Source organism: Pseudomonas sp. CIP-10, assembly GCF_020911845.1.
In the GTDB taxonomy this organism is placed as follows: Bacteria; Pseudomonadota; Gammaproteobacteria; order Pseudomonadales; family Pseudomonadaceae; genus Aquipseudomonas; species Aquipseudomonas alloputida.
In genome coordinates, this window is sequence record NZ_CP087160.1 from 3,925,649 (window position 1) to 3,946,545 (window position 20,897).

At 63.3% G+C, this 20,897-nt stretch carries 18 protein-coding genes and 1 tRNA gene; 9 read left to right on the top strand and 10 right to left on the bottom strand.

The genetic code is table 11. The annotated features are described in order from the left end of the window. Positions 1–12: 12 nt before the first annotated feature. Both LMH93_RS17730 and LMH93_RS17735 read right to left on the bottom strand, forming a co-directional pair. Complete coding sequence (locus tag LMH93_RS17730) at positions 13–549, bottom strand: Csu type fimbrial protein (RefSeq protein ID WP_003250366.1); 537 nt, start codon at positions 547–549, stop codon at positions 13–15. Positions 550–579: 30 nt separating this feature from the next. After that, entirely contained in the window at positions 580–1,107 is a 528-nt protein-coding gene (locus LMH93_RS17735) for a Csu type fimbrial protein (RefSeq protein ID WP_221100237.1), read from the bottom strand. 268 nt (positions 1,108–1,375) lie between these two features. Here LMH93_RS17735 and LMH93_RS17740 point away from each other — a divergent pair, with 268 nt between their 5' ends. Genes LMH93_RS17740 through LMH93_RS17750 form a run of 3 tightly spaced genes read left to right on the top strand, consistent with a single transcriptional unit; the run spans position 1,376 to position 6,500 of the window. Then, on the top strand, positions 1,376–3,622 hold the full coding sequence (locus LMH93_RS17740; protein ID WP_230064430.1) for an ATP-binding protein: 2,247 nt from the start codon (positions 1,376–1,378) through the stop codon (positions 3,620–3,622). A gap of 15 nt (positions 3,623–3,637) precedes the next feature. Further along, positions 3,638–4,099: a response regulator gene (locus LMH93_RS17745; protein ID WP_003250360.1), complete on the top strand. Its 462-nt coding sequence runs from the start codon at positions 3,638–3,640 to the stop codon at positions 4,097–4,099. 13 nt (positions 4,100–4,112) lie between these two features. Next, positions 4,113–6,500, top strand: coding sequence for a hybrid sensor histidine kinase/response regulator (locus LMH93_RS17750; protein WP_185280176.1), 2,388 nt, complete (start codon positions 4,113–4,115; stop codon positions 6,498–6,500). 125 nt (positions 6,501–6,625) lie between these two features. Here LMH93_RS17750 and LMH93_RS17755 read toward each other — a convergent pair. Next, positions 6,626–6,700 (bottom strand) — tRNA-Gln (locus tag LMH93_RS17755). 258 nt (positions 6,701–6,958) lie between these two features. Here LMH93_RS17755 and LMH93_RS17760 point away from each other — a divergent pair. Together LMH93_RS17760 and zapE are read left to right on the top strand one after the other, a co-directional pair. Next, the gene (locus LMH93_RS17760) at positions 6,959–7,201 is read left to right on the top strand and encodes a hypothetical protein (protein ID WP_003250356.1); all 243 of its coding nucleotides are present in this window, start codon (positions 6,959–6,961) and stop codon (positions 7,199–7,201) included. A gap of 132 nt (positions 7,202–7,333) precedes the next feature. Beyond that, positions 7,334–8,404, top strand: coding sequence for a cell division protein ZapE (gene zapE, locus LMH93_RS17765; RefSeq protein WP_070096129.1), 1,071 nt, complete (start codon positions 7,334–7,336; stop codon positions 8,402–8,404). A gap of 225 nt (positions 8,405–8,629) precedes the next feature. On the opposite strand, the gene LMH93_RS17770 is transcribed toward zapE, so the two are convergent. Beyond that, positions 8,630–10,519, bottom strand: a complete 1,890-nt coding sequence (locus LMH93_RS17770; protein WP_070096128.1) for a propionyl-CoA synthetase — start codon at positions 10,517–10,519, stop codon at positions 8,630–8,632. A gap of 180 nt (positions 10,520–10,699) precedes the next feature. Here LMH93_RS17770 and LMH93_RS17775 point away from each other — a divergent pair, with 180 nt between their 5' ends. Further along, positions 10,700–11,566: a LysR family transcriptional regulator gene (locus LMH93_RS17775; RefSeq protein WP_004573884.1), complete on the top strand. Its 867-nt coding sequence runs from the start codon at positions 10,700–10,702 to the stop codon at positions 11,564–11,566. Here LMH93_RS17775 and LMH93_RS17780 read toward each other — a convergent pair. The 5 genes from LMH93_RS17780 to LMH93_RS17800 form a co-directional block, all read right to left on the bottom strand. Then, entirely contained in the window at positions 11,540–12,694 is a 1,155-nt protein-coding gene (locus LMH93_RS17780; protein WP_019752037.1) for an HPP family protein, read from the bottom strand. The two genes, LMH93_RS17775 and LMH93_RS17780, sit on opposite strands and share 27 nt — an antisense overlap. 319 nt (positions 12,695–13,013) lie before the next feature. Next, positions 13,014–14,333, bottom strand: coding sequence for an ATP-binding protein (locus LMH93_RS17785; protein ID WP_003250347.1), 1,320 nt, complete (start codon positions 14,331–14,333; stop codon positions 13,014–13,016). Further along, positions 14,330–14,998: a response regulator transcription factor gene (locus tag LMH93_RS17790; RefSeq protein ID WP_010953307.1), complete on the bottom strand. Its 669-nt coding sequence runs from the start codon at positions 14,996–14,998 to the stop codon at positions 14,330–14,332. The genes LMH93_RS17785 and LMH93_RS17790 overlap by 4 nt, the downstream gene beginning before the upstream one ends. Then, positions 14,999–15,313, bottom strand: coding sequence for a PepSY domain-containing protein (locus LMH93_RS17795; RefSeq protein WP_003250344.1), 315 nt, complete (start codon positions 15,311–15,313; stop codon positions 14,999–15,001). Further along, positions 15,313–15,621, bottom strand: a complete 309-nt coding sequence (locus LMH93_RS17800) for a PepSY domain-containing protein (protein ID WP_047604055.1) — start codon at positions 15,619–15,621, stop codon at positions 15,313–15,315. The genes LMH93_RS17795 and LMH93_RS17800 overlap by 1 nt, the downstream gene beginning before the upstream one ends. 219 nt (positions 15,622–15,840) lie before the next feature. On the opposite strand from LMH93_RS17800, the gene LMH93_RS17805 reads away from it, so the two are divergent. Next, positions 15,841–16,920, top strand: a complete 1,080-nt coding sequence (locus LMH93_RS17805; RefSeq protein ID WP_185280166.1) for a patatin-like phospholipase family protein — start codon at positions 15,841–15,843, stop codon at positions 16,918–16,920. A gap of 53 nt (positions 16,921–16,973) precedes the next feature. Beyond that, complete coding sequence (queD, locus tag LMH93_RS17810; RefSeq protein WP_003250327.1) at positions 16,974–17,330, top strand: 6-carboxytetrahydropterin synthase QueD; 357 nt, start codon at positions 16,974–16,976, stop codon at positions 17,328–17,330. A gap of 10 nt (positions 17,331–17,340) precedes the next feature. Here the strand turns inward: queD and LMH93_RS17815 are convergent, their stop codons facing one another. Further along, positions 17,341–17,823 (bottom strand): DUF1289 domain-containing protein, encoded by a 483-nt coding sequence (locus LMH93_RS17815; protein ID WP_003250325.1) that lies wholly within the window; start codon positions 17,821–17,823, stop codon positions 17,341–17,343. Positions 17,824–18,228: 405 nt separating this feature from the next. Between LMH93_RS17815 and acnB the strand changes: the two genes are divergently transcribed. Then, positions 18,229–20,838 carry a bifunctional aconitate hydratase 2/2-methylisocitrate dehydratase gene (gene acnB / locus LMH93_RS17820; protein ID WP_003250324.1) on the top strand — a complete coding sequence of 870 codons (2,610 nt, stop codon included), beginning with the start codon at positions 18,229–18,231 and terminating at the stop codon, positions 20,836–20,838. Positions 20,839–20,897 lie beyond the last annotated feature (59 nt).

Genomic DNA, 20,897 nt, shown 5'->3' on the forward strand with positions numbered 1-20,897 from the left:
CTCCTTGCGTGGTTACCAGTCCAGGGTCACTCTGAGGGTGTCGCGGTAAAGCCCGGCCGGCAGCGCACGCGGTTGCGCCACTACCACACCGTAGATGGGGATCGGTACTTGCTGGCTGCTGCGAATGGTGAAGGCCCGCGCCTGGCCGACGCCGTAGCGGCTGTTACCGCCTGGGTCGACCGCCAGCTGATAAGGAATCAGTTCACGGCCGTTGCTCAGGCGGCGAATGCCATCGTCGCCATTGAGGCCGCCATTGATACGCACGTTGAAGGCCCGAACTTCAGGCGTGCAACTGATTTGCAGGCTACCCTGGCCGCCCACTTCGTCCACCTGGCTGCGCAACGGCTGGTCCCAGTTCGGACCGCGCTCGCCAAAGTCCAGTACGCCTGGGTCACCCAGCACGGCCGGTTGCGTCTCGTTGCTGCTGATCTGGCAAGACGCGCTGATCACCAGCCGCGCCTGGATGAAACCGGTGGTGCTGCCATGCACCGCACCGCCGGGGACCAGCAGCGGGCCGAGGGTGAGCAACAGGATCGAAGTGCGGTTCATGGCATGGCGTCCTTGTGCATGGCGGCGTCCCTACCAGGTGACGGTGACTTTCAGCAGGTCGGCATAAACCCCTGCATCCGGCACCCAGGCCAATTTGTCGATACGTGCGTACAACGGCAATTCAACCGAACCGCTGCCCGGCACACGCGCCGACTGGGCTACCCCCACCGCCAGAGGCTCACGCCAGGCAGCGTCACGGTACAAGCGGTAAGGAATGGGCCGCGCCTGGCGATCGTCGCTGGCCAGGTAGCGCAGTTCGCCGACGCCACCATGCTGGCCACCATCGACGCGCACCTGATAGGGCGTATCCGGGTTGCACTCCAGGCGCGGCGGGCGCTGGCTTAGCAGCACACCGCTCAAGGGCGCGCCAGGGCCATCCAGGCGCGCCGTCACCCCCAGGTCGATACGTCCCAGGGCCTGAGCTCCCGCATCGCGGGTCTGGTTCACCAGCATGCAGCCACGCTGCACCAGTACCCGCACTTCCACGAGAAAATCCGCCGCCACGGTACTGCCGCTGAACAACAGGCCGAACAGCGCGGCCAGCATGCGCTCCGTCACCTTGTTATCCTTATCGAAACGTCCTGAACTGAGCGTAGCAGTGAGGCGGCGCAACCGATGTGGCATAAAGCCATTTTTTTTGTATTAGCGACAAAGCGATACCGTGGCATCAAAAAAAGCCTGTACCTCACAGAACCCGTGGCCACCCCGTGCCTCCAATGGCCAGGAGCCGGTAAATTCGCCGGGATTCTGTTAGGGTGAATCGTATTCGTCCCGCGCCAGACACCTGTGCCGTACACGGACGGACATGACAGGAGCTTTTTCAATCATGACTGCAGACAACTCACTGGCAGACGCCATGGAGCGCTGTGCCCAAGAACCGATCCAGGTTCCGGGCAGCATCCAGCCACACGGCTTTCTGCTGGTGCTGGATGCCACCGACCTGTGCGTGCTGCAGGCCAGTGAAAATGTCGAGCACTGGTTGGGCTTGCCAGCCCGCGAACTGATCGGTTGCCACTTCGCCGACCTGGTTCACGAGGGCTTTGACCTGCACGCGCACCTCACACGGCTTCCCGAAGACGAAGTCTTCCCCTTCCACATTGGCGACGTGCGCTTGCGCCAGGGCGCACCCATCAGTGCCCAGCTGCACATGCTGGTCCATTGCCACGATCAGGTACTGATTGCCGAGTTCGAACCGCCCCGCCTGCCAGCAGACCTGGTCGGGCAAGGCGACTACTACCCGTTGGTGCGCAGCTTTGTCGCCAGTCTGCAACTGGCCGGCAGTATCGAAGACCTTCTGCAGCAAACGGTGCTGCAGCTCAAGCGCATCACCGGCTTTGGGCGGGTCAAGGCCTACCGTTTCGATGCCGAAGGCAATGGCCAGGTGCTGGCCGAGGTAGCCGACCCGGGCTACCCCAGCTACGCAGGCCTGTGTTTCCCGGCTGCAGACATCCCGCGCCAGGCGCGCGCGCTGTACCGGGTCAACCGTATCCGCGTGATCGAGGATGCCAACTATCAGCCCTCGCCACTGCTGCCCGCAACCAACCCGCGCACTGGCAAGGCGCTGGACATGAGTTTCGCTGTACTGCGCAGCGTGTCACCCGTGCACCTGCAGTACATGCGCAACATGGGCACGCTGGCCTCGATGTCGCTGTCGATCGTGGTCGACGGCGAGCTGTGGGGGCTGATTTCCTGCCACCATCAGCAGCCACGCCCGGTGGACCTGCGCACCCGCACGGCCTGCGAGCTGTTGGCCAGCGTACTGTCGTTGCAGATAGAGTCCCGCGAGTCCCATGCCAGCACGCGCAAGCTGCTGGCGCTGCGCCAACACATCGTACGCATGATCTCGTCCATGGCCGACCACGACAGCGTCAGTGACGGCTTGCGCGACCTGCCTCACGTGCTGCTGGCCTTCGCCGACGCCCAGGGCGCGGCAGTGATCTCGGCCGAGCGCTGTGACCTGATCGGCCAGACCCCGCCTGAGGCCCAGGTGACGGCGCTGGTGCACTGGCTAGGCCAACGTGACGAAGACAGCGTGTTTCATAGCGACAACCTGCGCCGCGACATCACTGAGCTACCCGAGCTGGCAAACCATGCTGGCGGGGTGCTGGCAGTGGCCATCTCGCAGATCCACTCGCACTACCTGCTGTGGTTCCGCCCCGAGCAGATACGCACGGTCAACTGGGCCGGCCAGCCGACCAAGCAGGTCGGGCCACAGGGCAACCTCGACCCGCGGCACAGTTTTGAACGCTGGCAGGAAGAACTGCGCGGCTATTGTCAGGCGTGGGACCCACTGGTGATCGAGGGCGTGATGGAGCTGCGCACCGCGGTACTGGGCATTGTCCTGCGCAAGGCCGAAGAGCTGGCACAATTGGCTGGCGAATTGCGCCGCTCCAACAAGGAGCTCGAAGCGTTTTCCTACAGTGTTTCCCACGACCTGCGCGCCCCGCTGCGGCACATCGCCGGCTATACCGAACTGCTTGGCGAAATCGAAGGCCAGGGCCTGAGCGAACGCGGCAAGCGCTTCCTGCAGCATATCGGTGAAGCGGCGCACTTTGCCGGCAGCCTGGTCGACAACCTGCTCAACTTCTCGCAGATGGGCCGCTCGGCCTTGCGCCTGTCCGACGTCGACCTCAACGCCCTGGTCGAGGCCATTCGCAGCGAGCTGGCCCCCGATTACGAAGGCCGCGCAATCGTTTGGGACATCGCCCCACTGCCCAAGGTGATCGGCGACCCGGCATTCATCAACATGGCCTTGCACAACCTGATAGCCAATGCCATCAAGTACACTCGCGGCCGTACGCCTGCTCGCATCGAGATCAGTGCCGTACAGCACCCTGACGAAACCGAGGTCTGCATCCGCGACAATGGCGTGGGCTTCGACATGGCCTACGCCAACAAGCTGTTCGGCGTCTTCCAGCGCCTGCACCGCATGGAAGATTTCGAAGGCACCGGCATTGGCCTGGCGAGCGTACGCCGCATCATCGAGCGCCATGACGGTCGAGTCTGGGCCACTGGCCAGATCGACCAGGGCGCCAGCTTTCACTTCACCCTACCCCGAAACACTGCTACCTGAGGCACCGCTACCATCATGCTCAAGCCCATTCTGCTGGTCGAAGACAATCCCCGAGACCTGGAGCTGACCCTGCTGGCCCTGGAGCGCAGCCAGTTGGCCAACGAAGTCATCGTGCTGCGTGACGGCGCCGATGCGCTCGACTACTTGCTGCGCCGCAACGCCTATGCCGAGCGCGATGACGGCAACCCTGCCGTGCTGTTACTCGACCTGAAACTGCCTAAGGTCGACGGCCTGGAAGTGCTCAAGGAAGTGCGCGCCACTGCCGAACTGCGCAGCATCCCCACCGTGATGCTGACCTCTTCGCGCGAAGAGCCCGACCTGCTGCGCGCCTACGAGCTGGGGGTAAACGCTTATGTGGTCAAACCCGTGGAGTTCAAGGAATTCGTCACCGCCATCTCCGACCTCGGGGTATTCTGGGCAGTGCTAAACGAACCGCCACCCGGCTCACTGCGACTGAACCGTCGCGGTAGCAACTGAGGCCGCCGCGACGATGCAGCAAACGCCGCTGAAAATACTGATGGTCGAAGACAGCTCGATGGACGCCGAGCTGACCCTGATGCGCCTGGAGCGCAGCGGGCTGCATGTTCAGTCACAGCTGGTGTTCGACCATGCAGGTGTCGAACATGCCCTGCGCCAGGCCCGCTACGACCTGATCTTGTGTGACTGCGTGCTACCAGGCTCATCCGGCACCGAAGTGCTGGCCATCGCTCAACGCCTGGCACCCGACATCCCGTTCATATTCCTGTCCGGCATTTATGGCGAAGAGCACGCGGTGGAAATGATCCGCCTGGGCGCGACCGACTATGTGCTGAAGAAGAACCTGCCACTGCTGCCCAAAGCCGTGCGCCGAGCCCTGAGCGAAGTGCAGGAACGCCAACGCCGTCGCCGCGCCGAAGAGGCCCTGGCGGACGTCGAAGCACGTGCTCGCATTGCCATCGACGCCGCCGGCATGGGCACCTGGGACCTGCGCCCGCAAGAGGGCCTGTTGCTGTGGGATGACCGCTGCAAGACCTTGTTCGGCGTGCCCACCAGCACCGAAATGAGCCTTGAAGTGTTCTACGCCGGCATCTACCCCGATGACCTGCCACTGGTGCGCGAGGCAGTGGAACATGCCATGCGCCCGGAAAGCGGCGGTCATTACCGCGTGGAGTTTCGGATCGCGCAACCCAATGGCCTGGAGCCTCGCTGGTTGCTGAGCAGCGGCCAGAGCCAGTTCGTCGATGATCAGTGCGTTCGCTTTTCAGGCGTACTGCAGGACATCCACACGCAACGCCAGGCCACCCAGGCGCTGCGTCAGCTGAACGAGATGCTCGGCGAGCGGGTTGAGCGCCGTACCCGCGAACGCGATCGTGCCTGGGAGCTGTCGCAAGACTTGCTGGCCGTGCTGAACAAAGACCTGACCCCGGTCGCACTGAACCCCGCCTGGGAAGCCAGCCTGGGCTTCTCACGCGAACGCCTGAGCCAGTCCTCCTTGCTGCACCTGCTGCCTGAGCACGACCAGGAACAGTTACTCACCGAACTGGCCGCCCTCTCCCACGGCCGCACCAGCGCACGCTTTGTCGGCCGCATCCTGCATGCCGGCGGCCAACAGCGCTGGCTGTCGTGGGTGGTGGTGCCGGAGGACACCCTGCTGTACGTGGTGGCACGCGACATCACCAGCGAGCGCGAAGCCGCCCTGGGCCTGGCAGATGCCAACGCCCGGCTGCGCGAACAGATCAACGAGCGCGAGCGCATCGAGGCCGCTCTGCAGCAGATGCAGCGGCTGGAGGCGGTTGGGCAACTGACGGCTGGCGTGGCGCATGACTTCAATAACCTGCTGACGGTGATACTCACCGGTGCCAGCTTTCTGGAGCGCGACCTGGCCAAGGCCGACCTGGAAAAGGCCCGCACTCGCCTCACCCATATCCGCGAAGCGGGCGAGCGTGGTGCCAAGCTGACCTCGCAGTTGCTGGCCTTCTCCCGCCGCCAGCGTCTGGAGCCGGTGCCGCTGAACCTCAACCGTACCCTGGCCGGCCTGGAAGAGCTGCTGCGCCGCACGCTGGGTGGCAACGTTTCGGTGCGTCTGGACCTGGACCTGGCCCTGTGGCAGGCACTGACCGACCCCACCCAGACCGAGATGATCATCCTCAACCTGGCGATCAATGCCCGCGATGCCATGCCCGACGGCGGTCAGCTGACCCTGACAACGCGCAACACCCACATCGACCAGCGCCCGCAACGTCCGGAAGACCCAGACCCGGGCGAGTACGTGATGCTGAGCATCCGCGATACCGGTTGCGGCATGAGCGAAGACGTGCTGGCCAAGGTATTCGAGCCTTTCTTTACCACCAAGGACATTGGCAAAGGTTCGGGCCTGGGCCTGGCCCAGGTGTTCGGCTTTGCCAAGCAGTCCGGTGGCGGCGTGCGCATCGACACCACACTCGGTCGCGGTACCGAGGTGGCGGTATACCTGCCGGCGGTAAAAGAGGAGATGGTGAACGAACCCGTAGCAGCAGTGCTCAGTCAGTCAATCAGCGAAAGCGGCCATAACCGCACGGTGCTGCTGGTGGATGACGACCACCTGGTGCGCGACATGCTTGGCGATGTGTTACGCCAATACGGCTACCAGGTGCGCCAGGCGCACAGCGGCGAGCAGGCATTGGCATTGCTGGATGACGATATTGACCTGCTGCTGACTGATTTCGCCATGCCGGAGTTCAATGGTGCACAACTGGCGCTGGCTGCCCGCGAACGGTACCCCCGCGTGCCGGTGGTGTTTCTTACCGGTTATGCGGAGTTGCAGGGGCTGGAACTGCCGGGCAGCCTGGTGATCCAGAAGCCGGTGCAGGCTGATGAACTGGCCAGGGCGCTGAACGAAATGCTGGGGATTTCCGGGTAACCCGGTACGGCACGACCCGCGCTCAGGAGGCGCGGAGGCGCGCAAAATCACAAAAACGCGAAAACGCGAAAACCCAGTGCTCATCTTTCCTGGCACCGGGTTAAATACGTTTGAATCTTGAAAAATGGCAGGGGCGGCTGGATTCGAACCAACGCATGGCAGGATCAAAACCTGCTGCCTTACCGCTTGGCGACGCCCCTGTATCGGATGCAGCATTTGCTGCTCTGACAATTCCAACTGAGTGACAACTGGGTTGTTGTCTTGGAATGCGCGGCACTTTAACAACAAACTTTCGGTCTGTGAACCCCCCTGATAAAAAAATTGCCAAAAAACAGCGAGTTAGTCATTTCGGCGCTGACGCAGCGACCGTCCGTCGGTTTCCGCCCGCCTCGCTTCAACACAATCGCATTCCGCACTTCCAATCAGGTAAGCCCATCGCATTGACCAAGGAGGACCCCATGCCTGTCTCTCACGACCTCTACCAGGACCTGCACTACCCGCGCGAAATCGTCCAGCAGCGCCGCCAGCAGGACAAGGCGCTGGATCGCCTGCTGGACGAGTACGTGGACATCGACAACCAGGTGCTGGCTGCCGAATCGATATCGGCCGGTAACTTCGTCGACGAAGACCTGCGCCACCTCAAGGAGCGTCGCCTGGCGGTGAAGTACATGATCGAGCGCCAGCTGGAGCGAAAGTCATAGCCCGCACAGGCACAAGAGGCGGCCAGACCTATCGCAAGAAGTGATGATTGCCCGGCACTTTCTCTATTAGTCAAAATGGCCGCTCTCGGGCAAGCTGCAGGCTGCCCCGCCATCGCCCAAGGAGCGTTGCTTTTGTCTGCCTGGATCCCCACCCCGCTGCGCCAGCTTGGCCAACGCTTGCGCGGCACCGCCAATCAACAGAGCGAGCTGCTCGGCTGGTTCGAGGACAAGGCGCACAGCCGCGGTTATCAGCTGAGTGACGGTCAGCGGCGGGTAATCCACTGCATGGCCGAACAACTGACGCAGCTTGAACAAGGTCAACCGCGCAGTCTGTACCTGTACGGCTCGGTCGGCCGGGGTAAAAGCTGGCTGCTCGATGGCTTTTTCCAGGCCGTGCCGATAGCCGCCAAGCTGCGCCTGCATTTTCATGATTTCTTTGCACGCCTGCACCAGGGCATGCACCGCCACCGGGCGCTGGACGACGCGCTGGGCGCAACGCTGGACGAGCTGGTGGGTGGTTGCCGGGTGCTGTGCTTCGACGAATTCCACGTGCATGACATAGGCGATGCCATGCTGCTCACCCGGCTGTTCAACGCCTTGTTCGCCCGTGGCGTGTACCTGCTGGTGACCTCTAACTACGCGCCCGAAGGGCTGTTGCCCAACCCGCTGTATCACGAACGTTTTCTGCCGGTCATTCGCCTGATCAACAGCTCGATGCACGTGCTCGAAGTCGGTGGCGACACTGATTTTCGCAGCTTGCCGGCCAACCGCGAGCATCAGCGTTTTACCCAGGGTCATTATGTCTGGCCGGGTAATGCGGCGCAGCGCCAGGCACTGAACGTGCCGAACGAACAACCGGTGATACTGGACGTGAACAAGCGCCCGCTGCGAGCGCTGGCCATCGATGGCCGGCGGGTGGTGCTTGGCTTTGACGATCTGTGCGAGAAGGCCACTGCGGTCATCGACTACCTGGTACTGGCCAGGGAGTATGACGAGTGGGTGATCGATGGGCTGGATGACCTCTCGGCGTGTTCGCTGGCGGCTCAGCAGCGCTTCGTCAACCTGGTGGATGTGCTGTATGACCAGGATCGGCGGGTGATTGTCATAGGTAAACGTCCGCTGGAAGAGAGCCTGGGCGGCCCGCTGGCCGACCTGATGCGTACCCGCAGCCGGTTGGGGCAACTGCACCAGATTGCCCCCTGAGCCTGCAGTGCCTGAGCCGGCCCTTTCGCGGGTGAACCCGCTCCTACAACGACCTGGTGTAGGAGCGGGTTTACCCGCGAATACGGTAGCGGCCGCAACGGTGAACGGCGGGTGGAGATCGGCCAGCAGGCCCGGCCCTTTCGCGGGTGAACCCGCGCCTACGACGGCCTCTGCCGAACCACCGATGCGCGTCCCGCCCGCGAAGGGGCCATCGAGGTCAAACCATCAACCCGCCCTGGGCAAATCCGCCAGCACCGCTTCGATCTCTCCCAGCACTGCCGGGTCATCCAGGGTCGAAGGCGGCACATAATCCTGCCCATCGGCAATCTTGCGCAGCACCGCCCGCAGAATCTTGCCGGAACGGGTCTTGGGCAGGCGCTTCACCAGCCGTACCCGATTGAAACAGGCCAGCGGGCCAATTTCCTCGCGCACGCTACCCACCAGTTCCACCAGCAACTGCGCCTCGGCAATGCCCTCGCCATCCTTGAGTACTACCAGCGCCAACGGTACCTGGCCCTTGATCTCGTCATGCACGCCGATCACAGCACACTCCGCTACCGCCGGGTGCCGGGCGACCAGGTCCTCCATTTCACCGGTGGACAAACGATGACCAGAAACGTTGATCACATCATCGGTGCGCCCCATGATGTAGACGAAGCCATCATCGTCCAGATAGCCGCCATCGCCCGTGTGGTAATACCCCGGATACGTGCGCAGGTAGGCCTGCAGGTAGCGCTCGTGATCCCCCCACAGCGTCTGGCTGCAGCCGGGGGGCAGTGGCAGTGCAATCACGATCGAACCCTGATGGTTGGCCCCGAGCAAGTGGCCTTCGTCATCCAGTACGCGAACGTGGTAACCCGGCACCGCGCGGTTGCTCGACCCTGGCTTCGCCGCGCTGCCCTCCAGCCCGACGCAAGGCGCGGTGACCGGCCAGCCGGTCTCGGTCTGCCACCAATGGTCGTGCACCGGCTTGCCACTCACCCGCTCCAACCATTCATGGGTGCTGGAATCCAGCTTTTCCCCCGCCAGGAACAGTTGACGCAGCGAGCTGAGGTCATGGTTGCGAATCAGTTCGCCCTCCGGGTCTTCCTTGCGAATGGCGCGCATGGCCGTAGGTGCACAGAACAGCGCGTTGACCTGGTACTGCTCCACCACCCGCCAATAGGCCGAAGCATCCGGGGTGCGGATCGGCTTGCCTTCGTAGAACACCGTGGTACAGCCGCTCATCAACGGCCCGTAGACGATCAGTGAATGGCCGACCACCCAACCGACGTCGGAAATACCCCACCACACATCGCCGGCCTGCATGCCATAGATATGGCGCATGGCGTAACACAGCGCCACGGCATTGCCGCCGTTTTCCCGGACGATACCTTTGGGTTTCCCGGTGGTGCCCGATGTGTACATGATGTACAGCGGGTCGCCGGCATCCAGCTCGACGGGCGCCACCGGCACGGCGCCGGCCAAGGCCGCCTGCCAGTCCAGGTCGCGGCCTGGCAGCAGTTCAGCGTGCGCCTGTGGCCGCTGCAGCACCAGCACATTGCGCGGCTGGTGCCGGGCCAGTTGCAGGGCACGGTCAACCAGCGGTTTGTAGGCAATGACCCGGTCGAACTCCAGCCCGCACGATGCCGTCAGCAACAAGGTGGGCCGGGCGTCATCGATGCGCAGGGCCAACTCGTTGGCGGCAAAGCCACCGAACACGACCGAATGCACCGCGCCGATCCGCGCGCAGGCCAGCATCGCCATGGCCGCTTGCGGCACCATGGGCATGTAGATGATCACGCCATCGCCCTTGTTCACCCCCAGCTGGCGCAGCAAACCGGCCAGGCGTGCTACCTCGTCGCGCAACTGGTTGTAGGTGTAGGTCTGCTGCGCGCCGGTCACTGGCGAATCGTAGATCAGCGCCAACTGCTCGCCCCGGCCCTGCTCGATCTGGTGATCGAGGGCCAGGTAACAGCTGTTGAGGCGGCCGTCAGCGAACCAGCGGTGGGTACCGTCGGCGTTGTCTTGCAGGGTCAAGGCAGGCTTGCGGTGCCAGGCCAGGTGTGCGGCCTGTTCCGCCCAGAACGCGGCAGGGTCGGAAATGGAATGGGCGTAGCTGTGCTGGTAGCTCATGTCGTTAGAAACCCGGTACTTGTTGTTATTGAAGGGCGAAACTTGAGTATGGACCGCTATACCCACGCCGCCATGGGACTAAAGTCACAACCGACCTGCAAATTTGCAGACAACGCAATAGCGCCCCATAACGGTGCAAAGCCTCTAGAATAGGCAACCCCTTCAAACACCGAGCAGCCCATGGACATCGATCAGGCCCGTACCTTCCTGGAAATAGTGCGTTGCGGCAGCCTGGTCGCCGCGGCCGAACGCCTGTTCGTGTCTCAAACCGCGATCACCGCGCGCGTGCAGCGCCTGGAACAGCAACTGGGTTGCCAGTTGTTCGTGCGTAGCCGCAGCGGCGCCAGCCTGACCAGCGATGGCGAAGCGTTCGTCAGTTATGCCAACCAGTTGGTGCAAACCTGGGAAGCCGCGCGCCGCGACCTGCCGTTGCCTGAAGGTTGCCAGCAGGTGCTGCATGTGGGCGGTGAGGTGAGCCTGGGCAACCCGATGATGCTCGACTGGGTAAGTGCCCTGCACCGTGAATTGCCCAGCCATGCCATCCGCAGCGAGGTGAGCGATGGAGAGTCGCTGCTGCGCAAGGTCGAGATGGGCTTGCTGGACGCCGCGCTGGTCTACCAGCCGACCTACGGTCCAGGCCTGCAGGTGGAGCAGTTGATGGAAGAGAAGCTGATTCGCGTGCGCCGGGTCGAGCGGCCCGAGCCGTACATCTACATCGACTGGGGCGAGGCCTTCCGCCGCCAGCATGATGCGGCCCTGCCCGACTGCGCACGCCCGGCGCTAAGTTTCAACCTTGGCCCGCTGGCCCTGCAGTTCATACTCGACCAAGGTGGCAGTGGCTACTTCCGCACGCGGGTGGTGCAGGCCTATCTGGACAGCGGCGTGTTCGAGCGGGTACCGCAGGCACCGGAGTTCACCTACCCGACCTTTCTGGTGTACCCGCGTAAACGTGACAGCGAAGCCCTGCAACAGGCCTTCGCGATCCTGCGTCGGCTGGTAGCTGCCGGCGCCAGCGACTGGTCACAACGCTGGGACCCGGTTATCTGAAGCCTCGGTCTTGCTGAGCAACTGACGCTTGAGGCCGGCGATCAGGTCGGTCTGGGTGATCACCCCCACCAGCGTGTCGGCATCAAGCACCGGCAAGCAGTGCAGGCCTTGTTCGCACAACAAGGGCAGCAGGCGTTCCAACGGGTGCTGGCTGCTGACACTGACAACCCGCCTGCTCATCACTTGCGCCATGCGCACCGCCTGGCGGCCGAACAGACCGCGCCAGCTGAAACGCCCACGCTGCATCGCCGGGCCAACCAGGTCGCTGAGGCTGACGATGCCTACAAGCTTGCCGTGCTGCAGGACTGGCAGGGTTTTCAGGTGATGGCTGGCGAGCATTTTCCAGGCCTGCTCCAGCGTGGTATCAGGCGTGACGAACTGCACATCGCGGGACATCACCGAGGCCGCGGTGATACCGCCAAGGCTGCGCTGCAGGGCGTGCTGCTCGGTGGCGAGGATGATGCGCTCCAGCTCGTCACGGGTGACATCGACGAACTCGCCCAGCTCTTCCAGGGCCTGGTCCAGGTCTTCACTGCGGATGCCGACCCGCTCGCCGGGCAGCGGGTCATGGGTGTGGTGCAGGTCTTTGCGTGGCACCGTGCCTTTCGGGTAGCGCACCCCCGTCAAACGGTTGTAGGCGATTGCCACTGTCACCAGGATCAGCGCATTGAGCAGCACCGGCTCCAGCAGGTGATCGCCCATGGCGGTCAACCCCGGGTCGGCCAGCACCGCGCTCACTGCCACACCGCCACCCGGCGGGTGCAGGCAGCGCAACAGGCACATGACCAGGATCGAGATGCCGAGCGCCGCAGCGGCCACCCACAGCTCGGCGCCGAAGCCTTCACGCATGGCCAGCCCCACTGCACCCGCCAGGGCGTAGCTGCCCAACACCGGCCAAGGTTGGGCCAAGGGGCCGGAATGCACCGCAAACACCAGTACCGCCGAGGCTGCCAGCGGGCCGAGCAAGTGCAGGGCGATGCTGGGGCCATAGACCATGCTGGTCAGCCAGCCCGCGAGGAAAAGGCCAAGCAGCGCACCGATTCCGGCACGCAACCATTCTTTTGGGGGGATGTTGAGAGGGGCCGGCAACAGCCGCTGCAGACGACTTTCGGAACGCGAGGCAGACATTTGGGCAATCGGGATCTTTGGTTTTTCTGTTTAAAAAGAAAGCCCAGCCGAGCTGGCCTGGGCCTCGTATTGCGCATGCAATACCACAAGGGGCTCCGTCCGTGGAGAGATGGAAACCGCAGGGTTTCGTGGGGCGATTTTGCCGGGTGGGGGGAATTTGGGCTAATTCAAAAAACTGCGGCTGTACTGCAATTTTTTTGCAGTACTGATAGGGCCAAAGGGGCGCTGCGCGCCCTTTCGCGACACAAGGCCCCCAGGGGATTGCGTACACCTGTGGGAGCGGCCTTGTGTCGCGATGGGCCGCACAGCGGCCCCGGCATTAACGAGCCTTGCGCGGCAGGTCGATGCTCACCCGCAGGCCGCCCAGCGGGCTCTCCAGCAAGGCCAGGCGGCCGCCCCAGGCATCAACGATATCGCGCACGATGCCCAACCCCAGCCCATGCCCAGCCACCTGTTCGTCCAGCCGCGAACCACGCTCCAGCACCTGCTGCCGCTGGTCTTGCGCAATACCCGGGCCATCGTCATCAACCCACAGCTGGTAGCCCTCGGCGTTCGGCGCGATACCCACGCGCACTTCGCTGTCTGCCCACTTGCAGGCGTTGTCCAGCAGATTACCCAACAGTTCCAGAACGTCCTCGCGGTCCCAGGGCAACAACAGCCCGGGCGACACATCACTTGCCAGCAGCAGGCCCTCGCCATGAATCATGCCCAAGGTCCCGAGCAATCCCGGCAGTTCGGCATCACAATCGAACTGCGCGCCCGGCAGCGCATCCCCTGCCAGGCGCGCACGGTTCAGCTCGCGCGCCAGGCGCTCCTGAATCTGCTGCAACTGCTCACGCATTTGCGCCCGTACCTCCGGCAGACCCTGCAAGCGTTCACTGGAGGCCAGGCTCAGCAGCACCGCCAGCGGCGTCTTCAGCGCATGGCCGAGGTTACCGAGGGCATTGCGTGAACGGCGCAGGCTGTCTTCGGTATGGCTAAGCAAATGGTTGATCTGCCCCACCAGCGGTACCAACTCGCTGGGCACCTCGGCATCCAGCTGCGAGCGCTGCCCCTGCTGCAGCTGGGCGATCTGCTGGCGTGCCCGCTCCAGCGGCCGCAGCGAGCGGGTAACCGTGATGCGCTGCAGCACCAGAATCAGGATCAGCGCCACCAGGCCCATGCCCAGGCCGATCTGCTGCAAGCGCCGAAAACCTTCGCGCACCGGCGAATAGTCCTGAGCCACACTGATCGAAATGTCCTGGCCCAGGCGCCGGTAGTCGGCACGCAGGGCCAGCAGTTGCTGGCCTTCCGGGCCGAGCTCATGGCTATCGGAAAGCCCGGGCGCTGCGGGCTTGGGCATGTCCAGGTCCCACAGCGAACGAGACCTCCAGGTACCCTGGTCGAAATCGATGCGGAAGTAGTAACCGGAAAACGGCCGCTGATAGGCAGCTGAGATGCGCCGCTCATCCAGCTGCAGGCCGGAAGGCCCGCGCACCAATGCCACCAGAAGGTTCTCGCTTTCGTTGCGCAGGCCGTTTTCCAGATAACGTTGCAGGCCGGCCTCGAACAGCCACAAGGTCAGTTGCGCCAGCACCACGCCGACCACCACCAATACCGCCACCAGGCCCAGGCTCAGGCGCGCCTGGATCGACTTCACTCGCCGCTCCCGGCATAGATGTAGCCTTGCCCGCGACGGGTTTCGATCACACTGCGGCCCAGCTTGCGGCGTAAATGGTTGACGTGGACCTCCAGCACGTTCGAGTCGCGCTCGGTTTCACCGTCGTAGAGGTGCTCGGCCAGGTGGCTTTTGGACAGGATCTGCTGCGGGTGCAGCATGAAGTAGCGCAGCAGGCGGAACTCGGCGGCGGTCAGTTGCACATCCACCCCGTCGCGGCTCACGCACTGACGGCTTTCGTCAAGGTGCAGACCGGCCGCTTCCAGCTTCGGCTGATTGGCCAGGCCACGGGCACGGCGCAGCAACGCCTGGATGCGCAGTTGCAGCTCTTCGGGGTGGAAGGGCTTGCTCAGGTAATCGTCAGCCCCGGCCTTCAGCCCTTCGATGCGCTCGGCCCAGGAGCCGCGGGCGGTGAGGATCAATACCGGTGTGGCCAGGCCAGCGGCGCGCCACTGGGCCAGCACGTCCAGGCCAGGCAAGCCAGGCAGGCCGAGGTCCAGGATGATCAGGTCGTAAGGCTCGCTTTGCCCCTGGTAAACCGCGTCACGGCCATCAGCCAGCCAGTCCACGGCATAGCCCTGGCGCTGCAGGCCGGCGGTCAGTTCATCGGCCAACGGTACGTTGTCCTCGACAAGCAACAGGCGCATTCAGTCATCTTCCTCGTCTTTGAGCAGGGCGCCGGTGCTGGCATCGAGCTTGATCTCGCGCACCACACCTTCAGTCGTCAGCAACTCGACTTCATATTCGTAGCGATCATCGTCTTCTTCCAGCTCGGCTTCCAGCAGACGCGCCCCGGGGTGACGCCCCAGGGCGGTCTCGAGCAGTTGTTCGAGCGGCAGGATGATGCCCTTCTGACGGAGCTTCAGGGCTTCATCCTGGTCCAGGTCGCGGGCAACAGCCAAGGAGCAGACGGCAAGCAGCGAGAGCGCCAGGTAACGTGCCGTCCGGGATACATGGATCATCAGTTGTCTCGTGCGTCCTTGAGTACCTCACCGGTCTTGGCATCCATGTCGACGTCCCATTCGACGTTCTGCGGATCACGCAGTTCGACCTTGTAGATGTAGCGGCCGTACTCGTCTTCAAGCTCCGAGTCAGTGACGGTGGCGCCTGGGTGCTTGGCCACGGCAGCGGCCTTGAGCTCGTCCAGCGACTTGATGGTCTTGGCGTTGACCAGTTTGACCACTTCGTCAGGCTGAACGTCCTTGGCGAAGGCGGCATTGGCGCCCAGGGCGAGGGCAGCGGCGGTGATCAGGGCAGTCATGGTTTTCATCGTTCTTCTCTCCTGAGAACTGTGCAAGTTGTCTACGGGGTTAAGATTAACCAGCGGTCCTTAATTCAACCTGAAAACAGCTGGCGGCATGATAGCGCAGTTACGCCGCCAACCCGACTCGGCCCCGTGCAAGGTGCGGCCTTGTGCTGCGAAAGGGCCAATACAGGCACCTACAGGTGTGTTATCTGTAACGGCTGCTTTTCGCCCAAGAGACCCGCCATGAGCGCCATCCACATCAAATACCCCGCCCTCACCTTCAAGGCCGGCCAGCGTGCCTTGCGACACATCCGCGAGCGCGGCCTGCAGGCGGCCGATGTCGGGGTATTGCCGGGCGCGGCGGGTGGGCCGAAGCCGCTGGGCATCCAGGGCCTTGACCTGGCGCTGTTCGGCGAGTGGCTACCCTCGGCACCCCGTCAACGTGCCCTGATCGGTGCTTCGATCGGTGCCTGGCGCTTTGCCAGCGCCTGCCTCGACGACCCGATCGCCGGCATCCGTCGCCTGGGCGAGCTATACACCGAGCAGGATTTCGCCAAGGGCGTCACCCCGGCCGAAATCAGCCGCAGCTGCCAACGCATGCTCGATGACCTGCTGGAAGGCCGCGACGGCCAGCTGCTGGCTGGCCCACACTACCGCCTGAACATTCTGGTGGTGAAAAGCCATGGCCAGCTCGCGCACGACCATCGCGGCCGCCTGGGCCTGGGGCTGGGCTCGGTGGTTGCCAGTAACCTCCTGGGCCGTTCGCGCCTGGCCCGCCACTTCGAGCGCATCATTCTGCACGATGGGCGCGCCGCGCCGCCGCTCGACACGCTGACCGACTTCCCCTCACGCTACCTGCCGCTGGACTTGACCAACCTGCGCCACGCCCTGCTTGCTTCCGGGTCGATACCGATGGTCATGCAGGGCGTGAAAGACATCCCCGGTGCCGGCGCCGGCACCTACCGCGACGGCGGCCTGCTCGACTATCACCTCGACCTGCCCTACCGCGGCGACGACCTGGTGCTGTACCCGCACTTCACCGACAAGGTCGTACCCGGCTGGTTCGACAAGGCCCTGCCCTGGCGCAAGGGCGATGCCACCCGCCTGCAAAACGTGCTGCTGATGACGCCTTCGCCGCAATACCTGGCCGCCCTGCCCTACGGCAAACTGCCCGACCGCAACGACTTCAAGCGCTTCATGGGCGATGCGCCAGGGCGCAAGCGCTATTGGTACAAGGCCATTGCCGAAAGCCAGCGCCTGGGTGATGAACTGCTGGAACTGACCGCCACCGGGCGGCTGCATGAACGCCTGCAAGCCTTGTAGCGGCCATGCTGGTAGACTGCGCGCATTATTGATTCACACAGAGTTATGACAGCGTGGAAATTTTTAAGGAATTCACATTCGAATCGGCCCACCGCCTGCCCCACGTCCCTGAAGGGCACAAATGCGGCCGTTTGCATGGCCACTCGTTCAAGGTCGGCCTGCACCTGACCGGCCCGCTCGACCCGCACACGGGCTGGATCCGCGACTTCGCCGAGGTCAAGGCGATCTTCAAGCCGATCTATGATCAGCTGGACCATAACTACCTGAACGACATCCCCGGCCTGGAGAACCCCACCAGCGAAGTGATCGCCAAGTGGATCTGGGACCAGGTCAAGCCGCTGATGCCGGAGCTGTCCAAGGTTCGCATCCACGAAACCTGCACCAGCGGTTGCGAATACACCGGCGACTGATTCGCCCGGCTCACTGGCCCTGCGCGCTGCCCATGGCATCGCGCAGGAAGCTGGGGGCGATGTAGCGCTGGTAGTGCGCCTCTGAAAGCAGGAAGAACTCGCGATCGATCGCATCGCGCAATTGGGGCAGTTCCCAGTCACGGAACTCCGGCAGCAACACCATGCCATAGGCCTCCAGGTCACGGATCATCCGCGCCCCGCGGGCAATCAGCTGGTAAGCCCAGCAATACACCGACTGCTGCTCGACAAAGCGGATGGAGCGCTGCTCCAGTTGCTGGCGCAGCAGGCCTTTGTCGAACACCTCAAGCTTGGCCATCATCACCTGCACCAGCAGCTGCTCAAGGCGCAACCACACGGCGCGCTTCTGCGTGTCGTCGTAGCCGTTCCAGTTGATCACTTCGTGGTGAAAACGCTTGCAGCCACGGCACACCGTGTCTCCATACACCGTGGAGCACAGGCCGACGCAAGGGGTTTTGATGGACTTGTTGGACATGAAAAACAACAGCTTGGCGATGGAACACAGGCCCATGTTAGCCCTTTGTCTAACCAGGGTCACTCGTTAAAGTCACGAACACCGCCTTACCTTCAGGCTTTTTTTACCGTAGAATCACCCGGCCTTTTCAAAGGCAACAATGTCCGTTGGAAGCTGTTTTCAAAGCGTCACGAGCACAGTTGATCCGGTAGAACGGCGTTGGCCCGGGCCATGCATCCCTCGCATGCCCGCGCCAGCCCTCATCAGTCCCCGTTCTGCAGGCGTAAAACTTTGAAAGCAGCTTCTGTAAGGATTCCTTGCGACCCTGGTTGGGCGGCCCACAAAGCCGCGGCAGCGCATGGGTGCATTGAATGCTGGATAAGCGTCCCGGACCCCCTTTAGGGACCACTGATGAGGGAAATAACTGTGCTTGAAGCCTACCGCAAACACATCGAAGAGCGCGCCGCCCTGGGTATCGTTCCCCAGCCGCTGAACGCCGAACAAACTGCAGGCCTGGTCGAGCTGCTGAAAAACCCGCCGGCCGGCGAAGAAGCCTTCCTCGTAGACCTGATCACCAACCGCGTACCGCCAGGGGTCGACGAAGCTGCCTACGTCAAGGCCGCTTTCCTCTCCGCCGTTGCCAAGGGCGAAACCAAGTCGCCACTGATCGACCGCAAGCACGCCACCGAACTGCTGGGCACCATGCAGGGCGGCTACAACATCGAAACGCTGGTCGCACTGCTGGATGACGCCGAACTGGGCGCCGTCGCGGCCGAACAGCTCAAGCACACCCTGCTGATGTTCGATGCCTTCCACGACGTGGCCGAAAAAGCCAAGGCCGGCAACACGCACGCCAAGGCCGTCCTGGAATCCTGGGCTGCCGGCGAGTGGTTCACCTCGCGCCCGGCCATCGCCGAGAAGTACACCCTGACCGTGTTCAAGGTGCCTGGCGAAACCAACACCGACGACCTGTCGCCTGCCCCGGACGCCTGGTCGCGCCCTGACATTCCGCTGCACGCCCTGGCCATGCTGAAAATGGCCCGCGACGGCATCGAGCCGCAGCAGCCTGGTTCGGTCGGCCCGCTGGCCCAGATCGAAGCCGTCAAGGCCAAGGGCTTCCCGGTTGCCTATGTCGGCGACGTGGTCGGTACCGGTTCCTCGCGTAAATCCGCTACCAACTCGGTACTGTGGTTCTTCGGCGACGACATCCCGTACGTGCCGAACAAGCGTGCCGGTGGCTTCTGCTTCGGTACCAAGATCGCCCCGATCTTCTACAACACCATGGAAGACGCCGGCGCCCTGCCGATCGAATTCGACTGCACCAACCTGGGCATGGGCGACGTCATCGACGTTTACCCATACAAAGGTGAAGTACGCCGTCACGACAGCGACGAGCTGGTCACCACCTTCGAGCTGAAAACCGAAGTGCTGCTGGATGAAGTCCGCGCTGGCGGCCGTATCCCGCTGATCGTCGGCCGCGGCCTGACCGAAAAAGCCCGCGCCGAGCTGGGCCTGGGTGCTTCCGACCTGTTCAAGAAACCAGAGCAGCCTGCCGATTCCGGCAAGGGCTTCACCCTGGCGCAGAAAATGGTCGGCCGTGCCTGTGGCCTGCCAGAAGGCCAGGGCGTGCGCCCAGGCGCCTACTGCGAGCCAAAAATGACCACCGTCGGCTCCCAGGACACCACGGGCCCGATGACGCGCGACGAGCTGAAAGACCTGGCATGCCTGGGCTTCTCTGCTGACCTGGTCATGCAGTCGTTCTGCCACACCGCGGCCTATCCGAAGCCGATCGACGTCACCACCCACCACACCCTGCCAGACTTCATCCGCACCCGTGGCGGCGTGTCGCTGCGCCCGGGCGACGGCATCATCCACAGCTGGCTGAACCGCATGCTGATGCCTGACACCGTAGGTACCGGTGGCGACTCGCACACCCGCTTCCCGATCGGCATCTCGTTCCCGGCCGGTTCCGGCCTGGTGGCCTTCGCTGCCGCCACCGGCGTCATGCCACTGGACATGCCAGAATCGATCCTGGTGCGCTTCAAGGGCAAACTGCAGCCAGGCATCACCCTGCGTGACCTGGTTCATGCCATCCCTTACTACGCCATCCAGAAGGGCCTGCTGACCGTCGAGAAGAAAGGCAAGAAAAACGCCTTCTCCGGCCGCATCCTGGAAATCGAAGGCCTGGACGAACTGACCGTCGAGCAAGCCTTCGAGCTGTCCGACGCCTCGGCCGAGCGTTCCGCTGCCGGTTGCACCATCAAGCTGCCGGAAAAGGCCATCGCCGAGTACCTGCAGTCCAACATCACCCTGCTGCGCTGGATGATCGGCGAAGGCTACGGCGATGCCCGCACCCTGGAGCGCCGCGCCCAGGCCATGGAAGCCTGGCTGGCCAAGCCTGAACTGCTGTCGGCCGACGCCGATGCCGAATACGCCGAAATCATCGAAATCGACCTGGCCGACGTCAAAGAGCCTGTGCTCTGCGCGCCGAACGACCCGGACGATGCCCGCCTGCTGTCCTCGGTACAAGGCGAGAAGATCGACGAAGTGTTCATCGGTTCGTGCATGACCAACATCGGTCACTTCCGCGCTGCCGGCAAGCTGCTGGAGAAGGTCAAGGGTGGCATTCCGACCCGTCTGTGGCTGGCTCCGCCAACCAAGATGGACGCCCACCAGCTGACCGAAGAAGGCTACTACGGCATCTACGGCAAGGCTGGTGCACGCATGGAAATGCCAGGCTGCTCGCTGTGCATGGGCAACCAGGCACGTGTGCAGACCGGTTCGACCGTGGTCTCCACCTCGACCCGTAACTTCCCGAACCGTCTGGGCGACGCAACCAACGTGTACCTGGCATCGGCCGAGCTGGCCGCTGTCGCTTCGATCATCGGCAAACTGCCGACCGTCGAAGAGTACATGCAGTACGCGAAAGACATCGACAGCATGGCTGCCGACGTTTACCGCTACCTGAGCTTCGACCAGATTGCCGAGTTCCGCGAAGCGGCAGCCAACGCCAAGATCCCGGTGGTTCAGGCGTAAGCTGAGTTACACGTTGTAAACAAAGCCCCGGCAGCGATGCCGGGGCTTTGTTGTTTTGG